Annotated in this window: 15 protein-coding genes and 1 pseudogene; 4 read left to right on the top strand and 12 right to left on the bottom strand. The window is 72.2% G+C overall.

Features of this window, described 5'->3' with window-relative positions; genetic code table 11:
- Positions 1 to 225: 225 nt before the first annotated feature.
- The 10 genes and pseudogenes from AB0435_RS12230 to AB0435_RS12185 all read right to left on the bottom strand — a co-directional run bounded on the left by AB0435_RS12230 (position 226) and on the right by AB0435_RS12185 (position 9,393).
- Positions 226 to 1,341, bottom strand: coding sequence for a DegT/DnrJ/EryC1/StrS family aminotransferase (locus AB0435_RS12230; RefSeq protein ID WP_366426826.1), 1,116 nt, complete (start codon positions 1,339 to 1,341; stop codon positions 226 to 228).
- 1 nt (position 1,342) lies between these two features.
- Complete coding sequence (locus tag AB0435_RS12225) at positions 1,343 to 2,530, bottom strand: DegT/DnrJ/EryC1/StrS family aminotransferase (protein WP_366426825.1); 1,188 nt, start codon at positions 2,528 to 2,530, stop codon at positions 1,343 to 1,345.
- Between the two features lie 173 nt (positions 2,531 to 2,703).
- Positions 2,704 to 3,222 (bottom strand): annotated as a pseudogene (locus AB0435_RS12220) (flavodoxin-dependent (E)-4-hydroxy-3-methylbut-2-enyl-diphosphate synthase); the annotation flags it as partial.
- Entirely contained in the window at positions 3,207 to 3,380 is a 174-nt protein-coding gene (locus AB0435_RS12215; RefSeq protein WP_366003641.1) for a transketolase C-terminal domain-containing protein, read from the bottom strand. The gene AB0435_RS12215 and the pseudogene AB0435_RS12220, both read right to left, overlap by 16 nt.
- A gap of 262 nt (positions 3,381 to 3,642) precedes the next feature.
- Positions 3,643 to 4,050, bottom strand: a complete 408-nt coding sequence (locus AB0435_RS12210) for a hypothetical protein (RefSeq protein WP_366426824.1) — start codon at positions 4,048 to 4,050, stop codon at positions 3,643 to 3,645.
- The gene (locus AB0435_RS12205; RefSeq protein WP_366426823.1) at positions 4,047 to 5,012 is read right to left on the bottom strand and encodes a Gfo/Idh/MocA family oxidoreductase; all 966 of its coding nucleotides are present in this window, start codon (positions 5,010 to 5,012) and stop codon (positions 4,047 to 4,049) included. Before AB0435_RS12205 ends, AB0435_RS12210 begins: the two co-directional genes overlap by 4 nt.
- Positions 5,009 to 6,184: an Ldh family oxidoreductase gene (locus AB0435_RS12200; RefSeq protein WP_366426822.1), complete on the bottom strand. Its 1,176-nt coding sequence runs from the start codon at positions 6,182 to 6,184 to the stop codon at positions 5,009 to 5,011. The genes AB0435_RS12205 and AB0435_RS12200 overlap by 4 nt, the downstream gene beginning before the upstream one ends.
- Positions 6,181 to 7,482, bottom strand: coding sequence for a M20/M25/M40 family metallo-hydrolase (locus AB0435_RS12195; RefSeq protein WP_366426821.1), 1,302 nt, complete (start codon positions 7,480 to 7,482; stop codon positions 6,181 to 6,183). The genes AB0435_RS12200 and AB0435_RS12195 overlap by 4 nt, the downstream gene beginning before the upstream one ends.
- The gene (locus tag AB0435_RS12190; protein WP_366003610.1) at positions 7,479 to 8,363 is read right to left on the bottom strand and encodes a sugar phosphate isomerase/epimerase family protein; all 885 of its coding nucleotides are present in this window, start codon (positions 8,361 to 8,363) and stop codon (positions 7,479 to 7,481) included. Before AB0435_RS12190 ends, AB0435_RS12195 begins: the two co-directional genes overlap by 4 nt.
- Positions 8,353 to 9,393 (bottom strand): hypothetical protein, encoded by a 1,041-nt coding sequence (locus AB0435_RS12185; RefSeq protein WP_366426820.1) that lies wholly within the window; start codon positions 9,391 to 9,393, stop codon positions 8,353 to 8,355. The genes AB0435_RS12190 and AB0435_RS12185 overlap by 11 nt, the downstream gene beginning before the upstream one ends.
- Positions 9,394 to 9,583: 190 nt before the next feature.
- Here AB0435_RS12185 and AB0435_RS12180 point away from each other — a divergent pair, with 190 nt between their 5' ends.
- The 3 genes from AB0435_RS12180 (at position 9,584) to AB0435_RS12170 (ending at position 13,774) form a co-directional block, all read left to right on the top strand.
- Positions 9,584 to 10,393, top strand: coding sequence for a methyltransferase domain-containing protein (locus AB0435_RS12180; protein WP_366426819.1), 810 nt, complete (start codon positions 9,584 to 9,586; stop codon positions 10,391 to 10,393).
- A 38-nt stretch (positions 10,394 to 10,431) separates the two neighbouring features.
- On the top strand, positions 10,432 to 11,382 hold the full coding sequence (locus AB0435_RS12175; RefSeq protein ID WP_366426818.1) for a UbiA family prenyltransferase: 951 nt from the start codon (positions 10,432 to 10,434) through the stop codon (positions 11,380 to 11,382).
- A 139-nt stretch (positions 11,383 to 11,521) separates the two neighbouring features.
- A complete protein-coding gene (locus AB0435_RS12170) occupies positions 11,522 to 13,774 on the top strand; it encodes an MMPL family transporter (protein WP_366426817.1) in 2,253 nt (750 codons plus the stop codon).
- Between the two features lie 67 nt (positions 13,775 to 13,841).
- Here the strand turns inward: AB0435_RS12170 and AB0435_RS12165 are convergent, their stop codons facing one another.
- The gene (locus AB0435_RS12165; protein ID WP_366426816.1) at positions 13,842 to 15,179 is read right to left on the bottom strand and encodes an NAD(P)/FAD-dependent oxidoreductase; all 1,338 of its coding nucleotides are present in this window, start codon (positions 15,177 to 15,179) and stop codon (positions 13,842 to 13,844) included.
- Between the two features lie 67 nt (positions 15,180 to 15,246).
- Positions 15,247 to 16,866 carry a class I adenylate-forming enzyme family protein gene (locus AB0435_RS12160; protein ID WP_366426815.1) on the bottom strand — a complete coding sequence of 540 codons (1,620 nt, stop codon included), beginning with the start codon at positions 16,864 to 16,866 and terminating at the stop codon, positions 15,247 to 15,249.
- 263 nt (positions 16,867 to 17,129) lie between these two features.
- Here AB0435_RS12160 and AB0435_RS12155 point away from each other — a divergent pair, with 263 nt between their 5' ends.
- Positions 17,130 to 19,151, top strand: a complete 2,022-nt coding sequence (locus tag AB0435_RS12155) for an FAD/NAD(P)-binding protein (RefSeq protein WP_366426814.1) — start codon at positions 17,130 to 17,132, stop codon at positions 19,149 to 19,151.
- The last annotated feature ends 215 nt before the right edge of the window (positions 19,152 to 19,366 follow it).

Genomic DNA, 19,366 nt, shown 5'->3' with positions numbered 1-19,366 from the left:
CCAAAACTCCTCAGTCACTCGGAAGGCGCGTGCGCCGGGGCCGCGCCGTGGGCGGAGAACCCGCTCGGAACGCCCCGTTCAGTCGAAGGCGGCACTCGGTCGAAGGCCGCACCTGGGCGGACTTGCCGAAGCCCGGTGCGCTGCCGCGCCCCGAAAGGGCGCGGGGAACTGCGCGACCGGCCGCGAACGGCCCGCGGTCGGAGTACCGGACTTCCGGCGGAGCGCTCAGGCGTAGAACTCGCAGATCGAGTCGGCTACGTACTCCACCTGCGCATCGGTGAGATGGGGCCAGATCGGGATGGCCAGGTTGTGGTCGCTCGCGTACCGGGCTCCCGGCCACTCCCGGCCCTCGGGGGCGTACCGGGCGAAGGCGGGCTGGCCCGGCAGCGGCACCGGGTAGTAGACGTGGGTGCCGATCTCCTTCTCCGTGAGCCAGGCGCGCAGGTCGCCGCGGCGCCGCGCCAGCAGGGAGTACACGTAGTAGCAGCGGCCGTTGCGCCCGGCGGGCGGCGCCAGGAGCCCGCGCTCGGCCAGCGGCGCGAAGCGCTCCGTGTAGTAGTCGGCGATCCGGGCGCGGCGTTCGAGGCGGTCCTCGAAGCCGGCGTGGCGGTGCAGCTGGAAGGCCGCGAGGATCTCGTCGAAGCGGCTGTTCTGGCCGATGTGGTGGTGCACGAAGCGGTGGACGCCGTCCTGGCCGTGGTTGCGCAGCATCCGGACGTGCTCGGCCAGTTCGGGGTCGTCGGTCAGCACGACGCCGCCTTCCCCGGCGGTGCCGAACGCCTTCACCTGGAAGAACGAGAAGACGCCGAGGTCACCCCAGCGGCCGGACGGGACGCCGTCGAGCACCGCGCCCTCGGCCACCGCCGCGTCCTCGATGACCTTCACCCCGTGCTCCCGGGCGATCTTGGTGAGGCGCGGCATGTCCGCCATGATCGAGAACACATGGGCCGGCATGATCGCGCGCGTCCGCTCCGAGATCAGCCTCTCCACGTCGTCCGGGTCGATGACCATGGTGTGCGGATCGACGTCGGCGAAGACCGGCGTCGCCCCGAGGCCGGCCACCGAACTGGCCACCGGCTGGCAGCAGAACGCCGGGACGACGACCTCGTCACCGGGGCCGATCCCGAGGGCCTGGACCGCGAGGTTGAGCCCGCCGGTGCCGCTGGAGCACGCGATGACGTGTCCCGCCCCGGTGGTGAGGCGCAGTTCCGCTTCGAGCGCGGCGGTGCGCCGCCCGAGGATGAAGCGCTGCTCCGGGTCGGTACCCACCTCGTACAGCAGATCTTTGAAGACCTGCCGGTCCTGCTCGAAGAGATCCGGGGGAAAGAAGGGGATCGTCATGTCACCGCCTCCCGGCGTAGAAGTCGGAGATCGTGGCGCAGACCGTCTCGAGCTGCTCCTCGGTCAGGTCCGGATACAGGGGGAGCGCCAGGGTCCGTTCACTGGCCGCCTCGGCGTGGGGGAAGCGTCCCGGCCGGTTGCGCCCCTCGTCCGTGTAGCAGGGTTGCAGCGGGAGCGGTCGCGGGTAGTACGTCTCGGTGCCGATGCCGCGCGCCGCCAGATGGGCCGCCAGCTCGTCCCGCCGCTCCACCTCGAGGAGGTAGACGTAGGAGACCGGGTCGGCGCGCACCGGGCGGGGGACGGTCCGGGGCAGGGCCAGCACCCCGTCGGTCCCGCGCAGCCGTGCGGTGTAGGCGTCGGCCAGCTCGCGGCGGCGCGCGATGTCCCGGTCGAGGCGGGAGAGTTTGGCCAGCAGCACGGCCGCCTGGACGTCGTCCATCTTGCTGTTGGTACCGGAGACCCCGGAGAGGTTGGAGATGCCGGCGATGTGGTCGATGGTCTTGCCCATCCGGCCGTGGTGGCGCAGCACCCCGGCCTTCTCGGCGACCTCGTCGTCGTTCGTGAGCACCATCCCCGCGTCCCCCAGCGCGCCGAGGGTCTTGGTCGGGAAGAACGACAGGACGCCGCCGGTGCCGAGCAGCCCCGCGTGGGTGCCGTCCCACCGCATCCCGATGGCTTCGGCGCTGTCCTCGAGCACCATCAGGCCGTGGCGCCGCGCCAGCTCGGTCAGGGCCGTCATGTCCGCGAGCTGGCTGAAGAGGTGCACGGGCAGCACGGCGCGGGTGCGCTCGCCGATCACGGCCTCCACGGAAGCGGCGTCGAGGCCGTAGTCGCCGTCCGTGGTGATGTCGGCGAAGACCGGTGTGGCCCCGGCCATGCTGACCGAGGACGCCGACGCGAAGAAGGAGAAGGCGGGAACGACGACTTCGTCGCCCGGACCGATGCCTGCCGCGCGCAGCAGAATGACCAGTGCGTCGGTGCCGCTGTTCACCGCCACCGCGTGTTTGGCACCGGTGTATTCGGCGAGGGCCCGCTCCAGTTCGGCCACTTTCCTGCCGTGGGAGAACTTGCCCCGGTCGAAGACGTCGTCGGTGTGCCGGGCGATGAGGGGCCAGAGGGAGGTGAAGGACTCCGTCTGGTCGAAGAACGGAACAGGCGGATCCTGGTGTTGAATTGAGGGGATCGGCATGGGAATGACGCTACGAAGAGGAGAAGTCCTCGCGCTACGGGCAAGAAATTGCCGCCACCGCGGACGGGTTAGCAGGAACGCCGGACTTCCCTGTCATCCGCTCGGGCATGCCGGAGCCCCCGCACGACCGTTCTGTCGTGTCGAGGGCTCCGGCGGGCGGAACGGCATTCCGCTCAGCCGGCGATGACCTGGGGTCCGCCCGCGGGCGCTCCTCCGTCCTCCATGCGCTCGGCGAGCTTGAACGCCTCCTCGATGAGGGTCTCCACGATCCTCGATTCCGGCACGGTCTTGATGACCTCGCCCTTCACGAAGATCTGGCCCTTGCCATTGCCCGAGGCCACCCCCAGATCCGCCTCGCGCGCCTCGCCGGGACCGTTGACCACACAGCCCATCACCGCGACCCGCAACGGCACTTCCATGCCCTCCAGGCCGGCCGTCACCTGGTCCGCGAGCTTGTGGACGTCCACCTGTGCCCGCCCGCAGGACGGGCACGAGACGATCTCCAGCCGGCGCTGCCGCAGGTTCAGCGACTCCAGGATCTGGATGCCGGCCTTGACCTCCTCCGCGGGCGGCGCCGACAGCGAGACCCGGATGGTGTCGCCGTTGCCCTCGGAGAGCAGCGCGCCGAAGGCCACCGCCGACTTGACCGTGCCCTGGAACGCCGGGCCCGCCTCCGTCACCCCCAGGTGCAGGCGGGGTTGACGGGTACCACCCAGCCTGGGTCCAGCACGGTCACCCCGAGACCCCGCCCGGACAGCTCCTCGGCGGCCGCGAGGCAGACGGGCGCCATCGCGCCCACCGAGACGAGCAGGACGTCCACCGTGCCGCGCGGGCGGGCCGGTACGTCCATCCCGGCGAGCACGTCGACCGGCTCCACTTCGGCGGCGGGGACCGGCCTCTTCGGGTAGCGGACCGCGGTGGGGGCGTCCTCGACCTCCAGCGCCTCGCGGAGTTGCCTGCGCAGCGTGCGGGACACCGCCGTGACGAGGAAGTCGCGGAACTCCCCGGCCAGTTCCGCCGGCCGGTCCGGGGCGAGCGCACGCAGGCTCGCCGGGTCCGTGACGGTGTGGAGCAGGGTTGTCTCCCGCGGGGCTGCCGAGGGGGCGACCGGGTCAAGAACCGGAGCCAAAACGCACCTCCATGCCGGGCCGGAGCCCGAGTTCCGGGCCGGTGGTCGTGGTGTCGACGGCGATCAGCACGTTGTAGTGGTTGGGGAAGTGGCAGGCGTCGAAGCCCAGTACGGTGCCCACCGGGCGGCCGTCGATCCGCACCTCGTCACCGCGGTCGAGCACGCCGCCGGTGCCGACCTCGACGAAGCCGAGGAAGCCGACGCGGTCGACGACCGCGCCGGGCGTCGTGTCGTGCTGGTCCGTGGTCACCAGTTCGTGGATCTCGCCGCGCCGGACGCAGCGGCCGGCGAATTCCTCGAGTCTCATGCCGCGGTCGTCGCGGCGGTGGGTGAGGATCTTCACCAGGCTGCCGTCGACCGGGCGTTTGGCTCCGTCCTCGGCCGGGTTCACCGGCGGCCTCCCGCCAGGGCCGCGCCCGCTGTCGCCGACTCGCGGCGGTAGACCTCGGCGACCAGCTCCAGTGCGGCGAGGCCGCCCTCGCCGCGGTCCTCGCCCGCGCGCACCGCGGCGGCGAAGTCCCGCAGGACTCCGGCGTATTCGTGCCACAGGGACTGCTTGAAAGCGGGGTGGCCGGCCAGCATGTCGGCGGTGTGGACGGTGCCGTCGGCGAGGCGGACCTCGATGTCCTTGCGCTCCCCGGGGTACGCCCAGTCGAGCACCACGCGCGCGGTGGCGCCGGCCGTGGAGCGCAGCAGGACGGTCGCCCGCCGGTCGGTGCCTCCGGCGTCCCGGATGACCACGGCATCGGTGACCTCGGTCGGGCCGATGAACTGCCTTACGGTGTCGAACGCGTTGGGACCGTTGTCGGCCACGCAGCCACCGCCGCACCGCCGGGGGTCGAGATACCAGCGGTCCGTGCCCGCGTGTTCCTCGATCTTCTCCAGATAGCGCACGGTGAGCGAGGCGACGGGTGCCGCGCTGCCGGCGATCCGCCGCAGCAGGTCCAGCGCGTTGTCGTTGTAGCGCCGGTGGAAGGAGGTGAACAGCACCGTGCCACGCTCCCGGGCCGTACGGACCAGGTCGCGCCCGTCCTCGACGCGGGTCGCGAGGGGCTTCTCCACACAGACCGCGAGACCGGCCGCGAGCAGATCCGCGCAGACACCGGCGTGGGCGTCGTTGGGCACGTTGACGACGACGGCGTCGAGACCGGCTTCGGCGATCATCGTGCGGTGGTCGGTGTAGCACAGGGCGCGGCCCTCGAAGGGGGCCAGCGCCTCGGGGCGCAGGTCGCAGACGGCGGCCAGCCGCAGGTCCGGCAGTTCGTCGAACGCCGCGACGTAGAAGCGCGAGATGACGCCGAGGCCGACGATGCCGATGCGCAGCTCGGCCGGATCGTCCTTCATCACGGTCATGACGGTTCTCCTTCCGGGGCGTCGATGCCCAGGGCGGCGGCGACGGAGCGGATTTCGGCATACAGCTCGGGGGTGATCCCGACGCCGTGGGCGAGCGCACCGGCGCTCAGTTCCGCTTCGCGCGCGCCGGGGTAGCTGACGGGTGCGTTCGCGTCGAGCGGCGGGCAGTCCACCAGGGCCTGGAAGAGGCCGGCGGCGTCCTGGAGGAAGCCGTCCACCGGGCGGAGCGCGCCGGGGGCCACGGCCAGGGCGAGGAAGCCGATGTCGTCGTCGCGCCCGGTGGGTCCGCCGTGGCCGGTGTGGGCCTCCTCGGCGGGTCCGAGCCCGGCGCCGGGTACGAGCGCGGCGAGGACTTCCACCAGCAGGGCCAGCCCGTATCCCTTGTACGCCCCGGTCTCGGGGCGGCCGCCGAGCCACAGCGGGAAGCCCTCGCCCCGGTCGAGGGCGCCCGGGTCGGTGACCGGCCGTCCCCGCTCGTCCTGGAGCCAGCCCTCGGGGATGGAACGGCCGGCTCGCGCGGCCTCGCGGACCTTGCCGGTGGGCACGGCGGTGGTGCTCATGTCCAGGACGAACGGCGGCAGTCCGGGGCCCGCCGGTGCGGCGATGCTCATCGGGTTGGTGCCGAGCATCGCGGCTCGCCCGCCCGGCGGCCGGGCGATCCGCTGGCGTCCGCAGTTGGAGGCGAGGATGCCGATCAGATTGCGTTCTGCCAGCCGCCGGGTGTGGTGGCCCGCGCAGCCGAAGTGGGTGGCGTTGCGGACGGAGACGAGCCCTATTCCGGAGTCGGCGGCCCGTTCGGCGGCCAGGTCGAGTGCCTCGCTCGCGGCCCACAGGCCCAGCGCCTTGTGGGCGTCGAGGAGCAGTGCGGCCCCCCGGTCGGCGAGCACTTCGGGTTCGGCATCCGGCAGCGCCCTGCCGTCGTCGAGGAGCGGGAGGTAGAGGCGGGTGAGGTTGGCGAGGCCGTGGGAGCGCATGCCGCTGAGGTCGCCGTAGACCAGCGCTTCGCCCGCGGTACGGGCCCGCCGGGGCGGCACGCCGCGGCGCTCGAACACCTCGGCCGCGAAGGCGACCAGGGACGCGTGGGGGACGCGCACCGCCCTGTCCGGGCTGCCTCGGCCACCGGCCGTACGCTCCGTGGGGGCTGTGGGGGCTGTGGGGGACATGGCTGTCATGACGGTTCCTCCGTTGCCTGGGCGAACTGCTTCAGGAGTGAGGTGATGCCGGTGGCGAACTCTTCGAGGCTGTGGGCTTCGGCGAACTCCCCGGCCGCATGGGCGTGGTTGGCTTCGAGGTCGCCGGGGCCGTAGACGGCGGTGTACGCGTCGGGAACGCCCTGCATCCAGATGGCGTCGCAGGTGCAGGCCGGCCAGTCCTGGGGGGCGTACGGGATGCCCGCTTCCTGCCCGAGCAGGCGTTCGGCCCAGGAGGAGCGGGGGGAGTCGCCGTCCAGTGCGGGGAGCCCGCGCTTGAGCCAGCGCAGGGTGGTGACGGTGTGGGCGTCGGCGGCGGTGCGGGCGAAGTCCGGTTGCCGGCCGAAGCGCTGGGCGAAGGCGTCGAGCGCTTCGGGCAGTTCCCTCTCCAGCGCCTCCGTGAGGGTGCGGCCCGCCGCCGTGGTGGCGTAGGCGAGGTTCAGCAGGAGCTGCCCGGTGCCGTACACCTTGTTGTGCATTCGGCCGGTGTGCAGCCCGGCCACGCACACCCGGCCGCCCTCGGCACTGCCGGGAAGCCGCTCGGCGAGGTGCTGGGCCAGGAAGCCCAGCAGGACGCTGGCGTTGTGGCCGCCTTCCGGGCGGTCGTCGATGGAGTCCTGTCCGGTGATCTCGACGAGGGCGGTCGCGGCGGCGGTGGACCGGGGCACCAGGTGGGACCGGGTGGGCTCGCAGAAGATGTTGAGCCTGCCGGTGTAGCCGCTCTCGACCAGCGGGCGGGTGCCGAAGACGCCCATGGCGCCGCCCTCCTCGCCCGCGACGAGCTGGACGAGGACGCCGGTGTCCCGCCCCAGCCCGGGTACGGTCTCCACCGCTCGGCGCAGGCCGGCGAGCAGGGCGACGGCCGGGCCCTTGGCGTCGATGGCGCCGCGGCCGTGGAAGCGGCCGTCCTCGTACCGAGGGGGTTCCCAGCCGGCCACCGTGTCCAGGTGCGCGTTGAACATCACGGTGTGCTCGGGCGGCAGGGGCGGGCCCAGGCGCAGCACCATGCTCGGCTGGCAGCGCAGGAAGTCCGGCATCAGCGCGGCGGCTTCGCGCACCGTGGCCGGGACGCCGCCCCGGTCCAGGACCGCGGGCGCGGGGGCCTCGTGGTGGACGACGGTGAGGCCCAGGTCGGCCGCCGCGTCGGCGTAGGTGCGCTGGGCCTCCCACAGCAGCGGGCGCGGCCCGTCCTCGCCGGTCTCCAGTGGCCCGGCAGTGGGGAGTTCGATCAGCCGCAGCAGCAGTTCACGCTCGGCCGGGAGCAGTTCGACGCGGGTCATGCGGCACCTCGTCCCAGGCCGCCGGCCAGTCGCTCCAGCTCCCGGCCGTAGGCGACGAACGCCTCCACGCCGGAGCGGCCCGTGGTGGTGAGGGACTCGTGCGGACGGACGTTGATGTGCGGCTCGATGGACCAGACGCCGGTGTAGCCGTGGTCGAGCAGCAGGCGCAGCGCGTCGCGGACCCGGCAGCGGCCCCGGCCGGGGAGGGTGTAGCGGGTGTCGTCCGGGGTGCCGAGGGCGTCCTTGACGTGCACGTGGGCGACGTAGGGCGCGATCTCGGGCAGCAGGTCGTACGCCTCGTAGTCGTAGGCGACGCCGTTGCCGGTGTCGAAGAGCAGCCTGAGCGCGGGGCTGTCGACGTGCTCGAGGAGTGTGCGCATGCGGTCCGCGCGGGTCGCCGCCCAGCCGGCGCAGTTCTCGTGCAGCAGCACGAGTCCGGCGTCCTCGGCGCGCGCGGTGAGCTCCCTCATGCGGCGGAGCACCTCGCTGCGCCAGGCGTCCTCGTCCAGCCCGTCGTTGGGGTAGGACATGACGCGGACGAAGCGGGTGCCGAGCCGGGCGCAGCGCTTGCCGAGGATGTCGAGTTCCCGCAGGTCCGCAGCGAAGTCCGCGGTGACCGGCCGGGCCCAGTCAGCGATGCGGGAGTCCACGCAGGCGGCCCTCAGCCCGGCGTCGGCGAGGCGTACGCAGAGGTGCTCGAAGCCGTTCTCGTCGAGGTCGGCGACGGCGGTGCCGTCCACGGTGCGCAGCTCGACGGCTCCCCATCCCAGGGCGGAGAGCGCGGCGATCTGCTCGCCGAGTGAGGTGCCCGCCTCGTCGCCGATGCCGGACAGCTCGATCCCGGGCGGGAGCAGGGGGGAGGGGCGGGTCTCAGCCGACACGGAGCCCTCGCCCCCCGGTGTGCGTGGTTTCGCCCGCGTCCGTCGCGACGTGGTTCTTCGCCTGGTCCAGGGCCTCGACCACCCCGGCCTGGAGGGCGAAGTCCGCCGCGAAGTCGGCGCCTTCGGCGAAGCCCCGGTAGGTCTGGAGGAGGCAGGCGTCCAGGGCCTCGTCCGGGAAGATCTCGTACTGCTCGGGCAGTCCGATGGGCGTCACCCGCAGGTGGGCGTACGAATCCTCGCCGCTGACCGGATAGTGGCCGACCGCCGTGCCGGCGTCGAAGCCGAGCACGATGCGGCGCTCCCGCAGGGGCGACGCGAGGTCGGTGGAGATCCGGCTGACCGCGCCGCCGGTGTGTTCCAGGGTCAGCCCGGCCGTGCCCATCCTCGGCACCACGGCGCCGCCCACCCTCGCGTCGGTGCAGGACGCCGTCGTCACACGGCCGGCACCGGCGAGGCGCAGCACCACGCCGACGGAGTGCGGGAGTTCGACGTCGAAGGCCGTCGGATGGCTCGGGGTGCTGAGCGATCTGCGCAGCCTCGGCTTGTGCTGGTGCACGGTGATATGGCGGAGCCGGCCCAGGCTGCCCGAGCGGACGAGCCGCTCCAGCCGTTCGGTGAGCGTGCTGTGCAGCCAGGGCGCGACCACCGCGAGCCGCAGGCCGTACTCGTGCCGCAGCAGGCGCATGGCGTCGACGACGGCGCTGTCGGTGCCGATCGGCTTCTCCACCAGGAAGGAGCGGAAGCCGAGTCGGGCCAGTTCCCGCAGGACCTCGACGCGCTCCGTCGGCGGGCTGCAGAGGTGGACGACGGTGACGGCGGGGTCCAGCCGTGCGCGGGCCTGGGCGAGCGAGGGCACGGTCAGCAGTCCGGGGACGGGTGCCGTCGGCAGGATGTCGTAGCCCAGGGGGTCGTCCGGCGCGAAGAGGCTCCGCGCGCCCGTCGCGGCGGCCTCCTCGCGCAGCCTGCGCAACACGGGCAGGTGGAGTTCTCGCCCCGATCGTCCGAGCCCGACAAGCAGTGTGTGCAACACCGGGAGCTCCTCCCGTAATTCACTGGTTTTGGAGGGCTCACGCTAGGCCGCGCAGGGCCTGCCGGTCCTTAGCAGATAACTGTCTGTGCCCCTGCCTCCGGCGCACTCAATTGCCATAGCCGGTGGGCCTGTCCGCTTCCTAGCGTGGGAGTGCGATTTCCGGTGGCGAGATTCTCGAGGGAGAGGTTCCATGACAGCTGACGCAATTCCGGCCGGTGACGTCAAGGAGTACGTTTTCGATCCGGCGTGGGAGCGGGAGACGGAGCGGCTGCGCACCAACGAGTCGCTGTGGGACCCGGGTACGGTCGAGCGCCTGGAACGGCTGGGCGTCACCGAGGGCTGGTCGGTGCTCGAGGTGGGCGCGGGGTCCGGGTCCATCGCCCACTGGCTCGGACAGCGTGTCGGTCCGTCCGGCCGGGTGGTCGCGGCCGACCTGGCGGCCGACCGGCTGGGCTGGATCGAGGCGCCCCATGTCGAGGTCGTGAGGACCGACATCCGTAGCGACGAGCTCCCCGCCGCCTCCTTCGACCTGGTCCACTCCCGGATGGTCGTCCAGCACCTCGAGGACCGGCCCGCGGCGGTCGCCGCCCTGGTCCGCGCGCTGAAGCCGGGCGGAACGCTCTTTCTGGAGGACACCGACTCCCTGACGCTGTTCCGCAGTTCGGTCTCCGAGGGCTTCCTGCAGGACATCCGCGTGGCCGGTTACGGCCTGATGCGCCGCTCGGGCCACGAGCCGAGGGGCGGCCACTTCGATCTCGAGGCCGTGTTGGAGGCGGGGCTCGAGGACGTCTCGGCGGAGGGTCGCGCGGTGCTGGTGTACGGCGGTTCGGAGCAGGCCAGGCACTACCAGCTGTGGCTGGAGTTCCTGCGCCCGCGCCTCGTCGCCGAGGGCCTCGTGGACGGTGCCCGTATCGACGAGGCGCTGCGCGAGATGGCCGATCCGGCGCACCGCTGGCTGTCGCAGGTGCTCATCTCCACCTGCGGGCGCAGGCCGCTCTGAGCCGCCCGTCCTCCTCCACGACGAAAGGCGGCCGATCGATGTCCGCGGTCAGCACGGTGTCACCGTCAGGCGTCACGGGGCGTCTGAGGGTCTACGCGAAGCTGGGAAAGCTCTCCTTCTACGACTACTACTTGGCCGCCTTCGTCGTCTGGACGGCGTTGCCCGGTGCGCTCCTGTGGGACGGCCGCACCTGGTCGGTCCTGCTGCTCCACACTGTCGGCTATGTCGGCGTGGTGGCGGCCACGGTCGCCCTCGACGACGTGACCGGCATCCGGGACGGCAGTGACGCGCGCAACTACTCTCCCGAGGACGGGACGTTGCGGGACCGTTCGCGCAAGCCGCTGCTGAGCGGTGCGCTGACGGTGCGCCAGGCAGAGCTGTTCGGCTGGGGCGCGGCCGTGTGGGGCGCGGTCTTCTGGGGGATCGCGCTGGCCGTGGCGCCGGAGCGGTCGCTGTGGGCGTGCGTGACGCTGGCGGCGGTGCTCGCCAGCAATGTGCAGTACTCCTACGGGCTCAAGATCAGCTATCGCGGCGGGCAGGAGCTGATCCTGCTCACTCCGGGTCTCGCCGTGCTCGTCCCCTATGTGCTGCTGACCGGGGAGGCGACCGGCCTGGTCGTCCTGGAGACCTGCCTCGTCGGGCTGTGGAGCCTGCTCGTGTCGCTCTACTCCAACATGAACGACGTCGAGGGGGACCGGCTCGCCGGCCGCCGGAACCTGGCCACGCGCAGCTCGGCCGCCGGTTACCGGCGGATGGTCGCGGCGATCCATCTGCTGGAGCCCGCCGCGCTCGTGGCCGCCATCGCCCTGGATGCCGTACCGGTGTGGTTCGCGGCGCTCGCGCTGCCGCTCTGGGCCGTACGGGCGCGTCAGGCGCACGCGGGGCTCGTGCGCGGCGACGTCCTGGTCGCCCGTGTCCTCGGTATGAAGCTGCACCGCTGGGGCGTGCCCGTCCTGGTGGCCGCCAACGTGCTGGCCCTGCACACGTGATGACCGTCGCGTCCATGAAGCACCTTGCACCGCAACCAACTTCGGTGCAGACTGTCCCGCAACTCTGAAACACCCTGTTCCATAAAATGTGAGCGCGCATCACCCCTGACGGCGCGCCGCCTGACAGGAGATTACCGACATGCTCGACAGGCTAGCGAGGCTGATCCTTCCCCGGCCAAAGAAGATCTTGTTGGCCGTGCTGGTCATCGTCCTCTGCGTGGGCGGCGGTTCCATGGGGCTCAACGGCCGTCTGACCATGGGTGGTTACGAGAACAACGACACCGAGTCCGCCAAGACCCAGTCCGCCCTGGAGAAGGACTTCAAGCAGGGCCGGACCAATCTGACCATCCTGGTCAAGGCCGACCGCGGCGTCGACGACCCCGCCGTCACCGAGGCCGGGCTGAAGCTGACACGGCGGCTCCAGGAGAACAAGGACCTCAGCAATGTGGCCTCGTACTGGTCGACCGGCAAGTCGCCCTCGCTGCGCGGCGCGTCGGGGAACCAAGCGCTGGTCAGCGGCACCATCCTCGGCGACTTCGACAAGGTCAACGACCGCGTCAAGGGCCTGAAGGACGAGTACACCGGCAAGGTCGACGGCCTGGACGTCAAGCTCGGCGGCCTGGCCCTGATGAACTACGAGAACACCCAGCAGGCCGCCAAGGACGCCGGGCGCGCCGAGGGCATGGTCTTCCCGCTGGTGCTCATCGTCCTCGTGATCATCTTCGGCTCGCTGGTGGCGGCGTTCCTCCCGCTCGCGGTCGCCCTCGGCACGCTGATGCTGGTCTTCGGGCTGCTGTTCGCGCTGACCTTCGTGTTCGACGCGAACAACCTGCTCATGAACATCACCACCTTCCTCGGCCTCGGCCTCGCGATCGACTACAGCCTGCTGTTCATCACCCGCTACCGCGAGGAACTGGGGAAGAACGGCGGGCAGACCTCGGAGGCCATCCGGGCCACCATGCGCACCGTCGGCCGCACCGTGACGTTCTCCGCGGTCACCCTGGCCATCGCGTTCCTGTCCCTGATGGTCATTCCGTTCGGCATGTTCCAGTCGATCGCCGTGGGCGGCACGCTGACCACCCTGGTCGCCGCGGTCGCCACGCTGGTCATCGTGCCCGCGCTGCTGGCCTGGACCGGCCCCCGGATCGACAAGCTGCGCCTGATCCGGCGCAAGCCGCGCCCGGCCGCCGAGGAGGGCCAGGGCTTCTGGCACCGGCTGGCGGTCGTCGTCATGCGGCGCCCCGTGCCGCTCGCCATCGGGGTCCTCGCGGTCATGGCGTTCCTGGCCTCACCGGCCGTCGACCTCAACATGCGGCTGCCGGACGAGCAGATCCTGCCGAAGAGCGCCCAGTCGGCCCAGGTGGCCAGGTCCGTGCAGCAGGACTTCAACAGCCGTGAGGCCCAGGCGATCCAGGTCGTCGGCCGCGGCATCGGCTCGCCCGCGGGGCACACCGGCGACATCGCCGCCTACGCCACGAAACTCTCGGGCCTGCCCGACGTCGCCCGGGTCGACGCGCTGACCGGCTCGTACGCCGACGGCAAGCAGGTCGCCCCCGCGACCGACGCCTCCAGGCGCTTCGCGAGCGACGGTTCCACCTACCTGTCGGTGGTCCCGGCGGTGGACGGGCTGTCGACCGCCGGTAAGGACATCGTCACCCACGTCCGCGACGCCGGCTCGCCCTTCCCGGTCACCGTCGGCGGCCAGCCCGCCATCTCCGTCGACACCTTCGACATCCTCAAGGACAAGCTCCCCTACGCCCTGGGCATCGTCGGACTCGGCACATACATCCTGCTGTTCCTGCTCACCGGAAGCCTCCTGCTGCCGCTCCTGGCGATGCTGCTGAGCGCGCTGAGCCTCAGCGCCACCTTCGGTTCGCTGGTCTACGTCTTCCAGGACGGCCATCTGCGCGGCCTGGTCGGCGACTTCATCAACACCGGCGCCATCACCTGGACCACCCCCATCCTCGTCGCCGCGATCGGCTTCGGCCTGTCGATGGACTACGCGGTGTTCATCCTGTCCCGGGTCAAGGAGGAATACGACCGCACCGGGGACAACCAACTGGCCGTGGCGACAGGCCTGGAGCGCGTCGGCAAGGTGGTCACCTACGCGGCCGTCCTGCTGTCCCTGGTCTTCATCGTGATGATCACCTCCGGGATCAGCTACCTGAAGGCGCTCGGCCTGGGCCTGCCCCTGGCCATCCTGCTGGACGCCACGCTCATCCGGGGCATCCTGCTCCCGGCCGCCATGCGGCTGCTGGGCGACCGCAGCTGGTGGGCGCCCGGCCCGCTGCGCCGCTTCCACGCCCGCTACGGCATCAGCGAGGAGGGCGCGGCGCAGACTCCCGTTGCCGCGGCGCGGGTGGACATCGGCGCCACCACCAGCCGGCTGTGAGTTCCCCCGGCTCACAGTGGCAGGGGGCCCGTACACCGACCGGTGTACGGGCCCCCTGCGCGTGGCGTCAGTTGCCGGCGAGCCAGGCGTGCACGCGCTCCACCGCGAGGGCGGAGGAGGCGACCGCCGCCTCACTGCTCGGCCGCAGATACAGCCAGTCCCCCGCGTACTCGACGGGCTGGGCGGCCCTGGAGACGAACGCCTTGCGCAGTGCCAGCGCGGCGGGCGGCGCCTCCGGCAGGCCGTGACGCCAGCGGATCACCCGGTGGCCCACATACGCCGCCCGCAGACCGTCGATGAAGCGCTCGCTCTCGTCGAGCGCCCGTTCCAGGACCTGGTCGTCGGGCAGGTCGTAGACCTCGCGGGCCCTGCGCGGCGAGACGAGCAGGGTGACCAGGCCGCGCCCGGCGGGCACACGGTGCGAGCACTTGTTGTGCTCGACCGTGCCACCGGACAGCAGCGAGTCCTCGCCCGCCGCCATCACGAACGCGTACAGGCGCGGCTGCGATCCGCTGCGCCGGGGCTCCAGCGGCCGGTCCAGCATGACGGCCACCCGGATCATGGAGCTGAACGTCGACGCCTCCAGGAATGCCCGCTCCTCCTCCGGCAGATCCGGGCGCACCGAGGCCACCTCCGGCGACGGCAGCGTGAGCACGGCCGCGCGGGCGGTCAGTTCGGTACCGTCCGCGAACGCCAGCCGCGCGCCCCTGCCGTCGCGCTCCACCCGGGTCACGGGCCTGGACAGGTGCACCTTCAGCCGCTCGGCGAGGGCACGGGCCATGGTGTCCTGGCCGTCCCGGTAGGTCTGCCAGTGGTAGATGCCCCTGGTGCCCTGCATGATGGCCAGCAGCGGGGCCACGGCACTGCGCTCGGGCCGCCAGCCGAAGGCCGCGGACGCCACCGGGCCCAGGCACCGGTCGACCAACTCCCCGCCGTGACGGGCACCGTACCCGGCGAGCGTCAGCTCACCGTGGGGGGAGTCCTCCGGCCGGTCGGGGTCGACCCGGCCCGAACGGCGCCCGCCCGCCGCCATCATCCGCACCAGCTGGAGCCGCCCCCGCCAGGACATCCCGGCACCGCTCAGCAGCGACTTCGGATGCCCCACCCAGGGGTGGGTACGGCCCTCGCGCCACAGACCCACGGGGTGCTGGATGCGGTGCAGCGCACCGTCCCGCTCCAGGCCCAGTTCCCGGATGAACTCCCAGGTGGCCGGGTAGCCGTTCGGGGCGATCGTCTCGGCCCCGCAGTCGATCGTGTAGCCGTCGACGCGGGCGGAGCGCATGCGCCCGCCTGGCTCGTCCGCGGCCTCGAACACCTCGACCCGGTGGCCCTCCCCGGCCAGCCGGTAGGCGGTGGTCAGTCCGGCGATGCCGGCGCCGATCACGGCGATGTCGATGTCGGTCACTGCTGTACCTCCCGGAGAACGGCCGCGCTCCCGGAGCCGCGCGGGCTCCGGGAGCGCGGGGAAACGGTCAGGTCCAACGGCCGGTGCCGATGGACTCCTTGGTGCCGAGCACCTGCTCGCGCAGGTCGTGGCGGCGCACCTTCCAGGTGGCCGTGCGGGGCACGTCCTCGAACGCGACGAGCCGCGGCTCACCGAGCGGTGGCAGGCCCTCGCACGCGGCACGCCAGTCGTCCGGGTCCAGCCGTCCGTCGGTCGTGCACAGGACGGGCACGGGCAGCTCGCCGGGCACGCCGAGGACGGTCACGTCGGACACCCGGGGCAGCCGGTCCAGCAGGACGCTCTCCAGCTCGATGCCGCTCGTGCCGGGGATGGTGTCCACTTCGCGGTCGACCAGCCGCAGCCGCCCGAACCGCCCGGCCTCGCCGACGTCGCCGGTGTTCCACCAGGTGCCACGGGCCTTGTCCCGCCAGCGGTCGGACTCCCCGAGGTAGTCCAGGCAGCGCGCCTTGGTGGCGACCATCATGATGCCGGGCCTGTCCCGGGGCACCGGGCGGCCGGTCTCCACGTCGACGACGCGCACCTTGTTGAAGCCGGGGGACGGCCAGCCGATGTCGCTGGTCACGGCGGTCCCGGCGCGCCGGGACCGCATCCGGCCGCGGGTGAACAGCGTGAAGCACACCGGCCCCACCTCGCTCTGGCCCCAGCCCTGGAGCCACACCGGGAAACGCCTGCCGGACGCCTTGAGGAACGTACGGACCGTACGCGGGTGCACCGCGTCGAAGGTGCCCACGTACAGCCGGACCCGGCGGAACAGCTCCGGCCTGGCGAGGGCCAGTTCCTCCCACTTCTGGAAGATGTTGGGGCATGCCTCCAGCGTGGTCGGCCGGTGCTCGTCGAGCATCCGCTCGGCGACATCGGTGCCGTGCCTCGAAATGATCACGATCTTCTCGGGGGCCAGCACGAACTGCCCCAGCACCCAGGAGACGATCCTGCCGTGGGCGAAGGAGACCGACGTGGCGGCCACGTCCCGGTGCTTGCTCGCCAGCACGGGGAAGCGGATCCGCTCCATCCGGGCGATGCCGCCGAGCATCGTCCCGGCGGAGTGGACGACCAGCTTCGGCACCCCCGTCGTCCCCGAGCTGTGCATGATGAGCATCGGGTCGTCCCGGCCGGCCAGGCGCACGGACGGCGCCTGCGCCCCGTCCAGATCGGCCAGGGCCAGCGCACCGGGCGGCGCGCCCTCGCCGAGCTCGCCCAGCACCACCACCCGCGTGCCGGGGCCCGCCAGTTCGACCCCGGCGGCAGCGGCGCGGGCGAGCGGCCCCGGCGAGACGACCAGGACCGTCGGGGCGAGCCGGGCGATCATCACCCGGTGCGCCTCGGGCGTGTTGACGGCGGAGATCGTCGCGGGAACCGCGCCGAACCGGGCCGCCGCCGCGGCGGCCAGCGTCATGTCCAGATGGTTGTCCTTCACGATGGCCACCCTGTCCCCGCGCCGCGCCCCGGCCGCGTACAGCCGGGCGGAGAAGTCCCGCACGGTGTCGGCGAGTTGCTCGGCCGACAGGCGTGTCCCCCGGTCCGGGGCGATGTCGAAGGGCCGGTCGAGGCAGGCGACGGTCTGGCGATCCGCCTCCGCGTGCCAGTCGAACAGCACTCCCAGGTTTGTCGGATGCTTACGGAACCGCATTTTCAGCACTCCCCATCAGGAATGACATTTGTGAGCCGGCAATGGCTCGGAATGCCATGGGGGCTCACCGCTTAAAGAGTTCACCAAAATAGGGAACGAACCGGGCGCGCGGCCATGGCAAGCCACCTGACAAGTTCCGCCCGGACGGCTAGCAATAATCAGCCGCTTATGCGCCCTCGCCCGGACCGGCAGAATCGCCTCCTGATCCCAGTCCGATGACACCTGATCCCAGCAATAAGTGGTACGGGGAATGGAGACCTGACATGAGCGGCACACGCCTCGACCTGTGCCTCATCGGGGCGGGCCCCCGCGGCCTCTCCGCCCTGGAGCGCATCTGCGCCAACGCCCGGCTCCCGTCGGCGCCCCGCCCGGTCGCCGTGCACGTCGTCGACCCGTACGCGCCCGGCCCCGGCCGCGTCTGGCGGACCGGCCAGCCCCGCGATCTGCTGATGAACACCGTGGCCTGCCAGGTCACCGCCTTCACCGACGAGAGCGTCGAGATGGCGGGCCCCCGGGAGAGCGGCCCGAGCCTGTACGCATGGGCGCGGCGCTTGTCGCGGTACGGAGACGAGCAGGCCGGACCGCACGATGCGCCCGTCCTCGCGGAGGCCCGGTCGCTGGGCCCCGACTCCTACCCCACCCGCACCCTGTACGGCGCCTATCTGGACTGGGTGTTCCACCGCGTGTCGGCCCACGCCCCGGCGGGCGTCACCGTCCACGTGCACCGGCGGACGGCCGTGGCACTCGACGACGGCCCCACGGGCACCCAGACCGTCACCCTGGACGACGGCACCCGGATCACCGGACTGCACGCGGTCGTTCTGGCCCAGGGCCACCTGCCGCTCCAGCCCTCGGAGACGGAGACCGCGTTCGGCGTGTTCGCCGCCGGGCGCGGCCTCACGTATCTGCCACCCGCCAACCCCGCCGACGTCGACCTCACCGCCGTCGCCCCCGGCGAGCCGGTGCTGCTGCGCGGCCTCGGACTCAACTTCTTCGATCACATGGCCCTGCTGACCAGCGGCCGCGGCGGCCGCTTCGTACGGAGAGCGGGGCGGCTGGTCTATCTGCCCTCCGGCCGGGAGCCCCGACTGCTGGCCGGCTCACGGCGCGGGGTGCCTTACCACGCGCGCGGCGAGAACGAGAAGGGCGCCTCGGGCCGTTGCGCCCCCCGACTGCTCACCGCGGAACTGATCGCCAAGATGCGGGCCCAGACGGCGGGCGGCACGGGGCTGGACTTCCGCACGGACCTGTGGCCGCTCGTCGCCAGGGAAGTCGAGACGGTCTACTACACGACGCTGCTGTCCGCCCGCGGACAGGGCGCGGACGCCGGTGAGTTCCGCGAGCTCTATCTCGCCTCCGAGGACGCGGACGGACAGCAGGAGCGCCTGCTGAGCCGCTTCGGCCTCCTCCCGTACGACCGCTGGGACTGGCACACCCTCGAACGGCCCTACCGGGACCTGGAGTTCAACGGCCCGGATCACTTCCACCGCTGGCTGGCGGACCATCTGCGCGCGGACATCGCCGCGGCACGGGCCGGAAACGTCACCGATCCGCTCAAGGCGGCCCTGGATCTGCTGCGCGACCTGCGCAACGAGATACGCCTCGCCGTCGATCACGGCGGCCTGGACGGCGATTCGCACCGCCGCGACCTCGACGGCTGGTACACCCCCCTCAACGCCTACCTGTCCATCGGCCCGCCCGCCCGGCGCACCGAGGAACTGCTCGCCCTGGTCGAGGCGGGCCTCGTCCGGATCGTCGGCCCCCGCATGCGGGTGTGGTCCGACCGGCCCTCGGGCCTCTTCGCCGCCGAGTCGCCGGCCGTCCCGTCGTCCCGCGTCCACGCCCGCGCGCTCATCGAGGCCAGGCTGCCGGAGACGGATCTGCGCCGCACGGCGGATCCGCTGCTGCGCCATCTGCTCGCCACCGGCCAATGCCGCCCGTACCGCATCCCGTCCGCGCGCGGCGACGGCTACGAGACCGGCGGCCTGGCCGTCACCGGGCGCCCCTACCGGGTTGTGGACGCCTCCGGCCGCGCGCACCCCCGGCGGTTCGCCTTCGGGGTGCCCACCGAGGCCGTGCACTGGGTGACCGCCGCGGGCATCCGGCCCGGCGTCGACTCGGTCACCCTGGCCGACTCCGACGCCATGGCGCGCGCCGTCCTCGCCCTGGACGCCCCGCCCCACACCGACGCGGCGGCACCGCCGACGGGCCGCGCCCGCGGTCGTTCCCACAGCCGTCCTCGCCACCTTGTCCGCAACCGCACGAGCCCCGGGAGTGGCCAGTGAACGCCATCGGTACCCCCGCACCCACCCGCAAACGGATAGTCCTGGCCGAGCCACGGGGGTTCTGCGCGGGCGTGCGGCGCGCCATCGGCATGGTCGAGCGGGCGTTCGAGATCCGAGGACGTCGTCTTCGCCCTGCCGGGCAGCCTGTCGGCGCCCTGACCGGACCGGACCCCGGGTGGCCGGGGAACCGTGGGATCGGGTCGCCCCGGCCCCAG

Source organism: Streptomyces sp. NPDC051173, from assembly GCF_040689515.1.
In the GTDB taxonomy this organism is placed as follows: Bacteria; Actinomycetota; Actinomycetes; order Streptomycetales; family Streptomycetaceae; genus Streptomyces.
Note: the sequence above shows the minus strand (reverse complement) of the source record. Positions and strands in the feature narration are given on the sequence as shown.

Bases quoted from the DNA above. Each gene is read 5' to 3' on its own strand.
- AB0435_RS12230 (WP_366426826.1), bottom strand. From the start codon at position 1,341: ATGACGATCCCCTTCTTTCCCCCGGATCTCTTCGAGCAGGACCGGCAG.
- AB0435_RS12225 (WP_366426825.1), bottom strand. From the start codon at position 2,530: ATGCCGATCCCCTCAATTCAACACCAGGATCCGCCTGTTCCGTTCTTC.
- AB0435_RS12215 (WP_366003641.1), bottom strand. From the start codon at position 3,380: ATGGACGTACCGGCCCGCCCGCGCGGCACGGTGGACGTCCTGCTCGTC.
- AB0435_RS12205 (WP_366426823.1), bottom strand. From the start codon at position 5,012: ATGACCGTGATGAAGGACGATCCGGCCGAGCTGCGCATCGGCATCGTC.
- AB0435_RS12200 (WP_366426822.1), bottom strand. From the start codon at position 6,184: ATGACAGCCATGTCCCCCACAGCCCCCACAGCCCCCACGGAGCGTACG.
- AB0435_RS12195 (WP_366426821.1), bottom strand. From the start codon at position 7,482: ATGACCCGCGTCGAACTGCTCCCGGCCGAGCGTGAACTGCTGCTGCGG.
- AB0435_RS12180 (WP_366426819.1), top strand. From the start codon at position 9,584: ATGACAGCTGACGCAATTCCGGCCGGTGACGTCAAGGAGTACGTTTTC.
- AB0435_RS12175 (WP_366426818.1), top strand. From the start codon at position 10,432: ATGTCCGCGGTCAGCACGGTGTCACCGTCAGGCGTCACGGGGCGTCTG.
- AB0435_RS12170 (WP_366426817.1), top strand. From the start codon at position 11,522: ATGCTCGACAGGCTAGCGAGGCTGATCCTTCCCCGGCCAAAGAAGATC.
- AB0435_RS12160 (WP_366426815.1), bottom strand. From the start codon at position 16,866: ATGCGGTTCCGTAAGCATCCGACAAACCTGGGAGTGCTGTTCGACTGG.
- AB0435_RS12155 (WP_366426814.1), top strand. From the start codon at position 17,130: ATGAGCGGCACACGCCTCGACCTGTGCCTCATCGGGGCGGGCCCCCGC.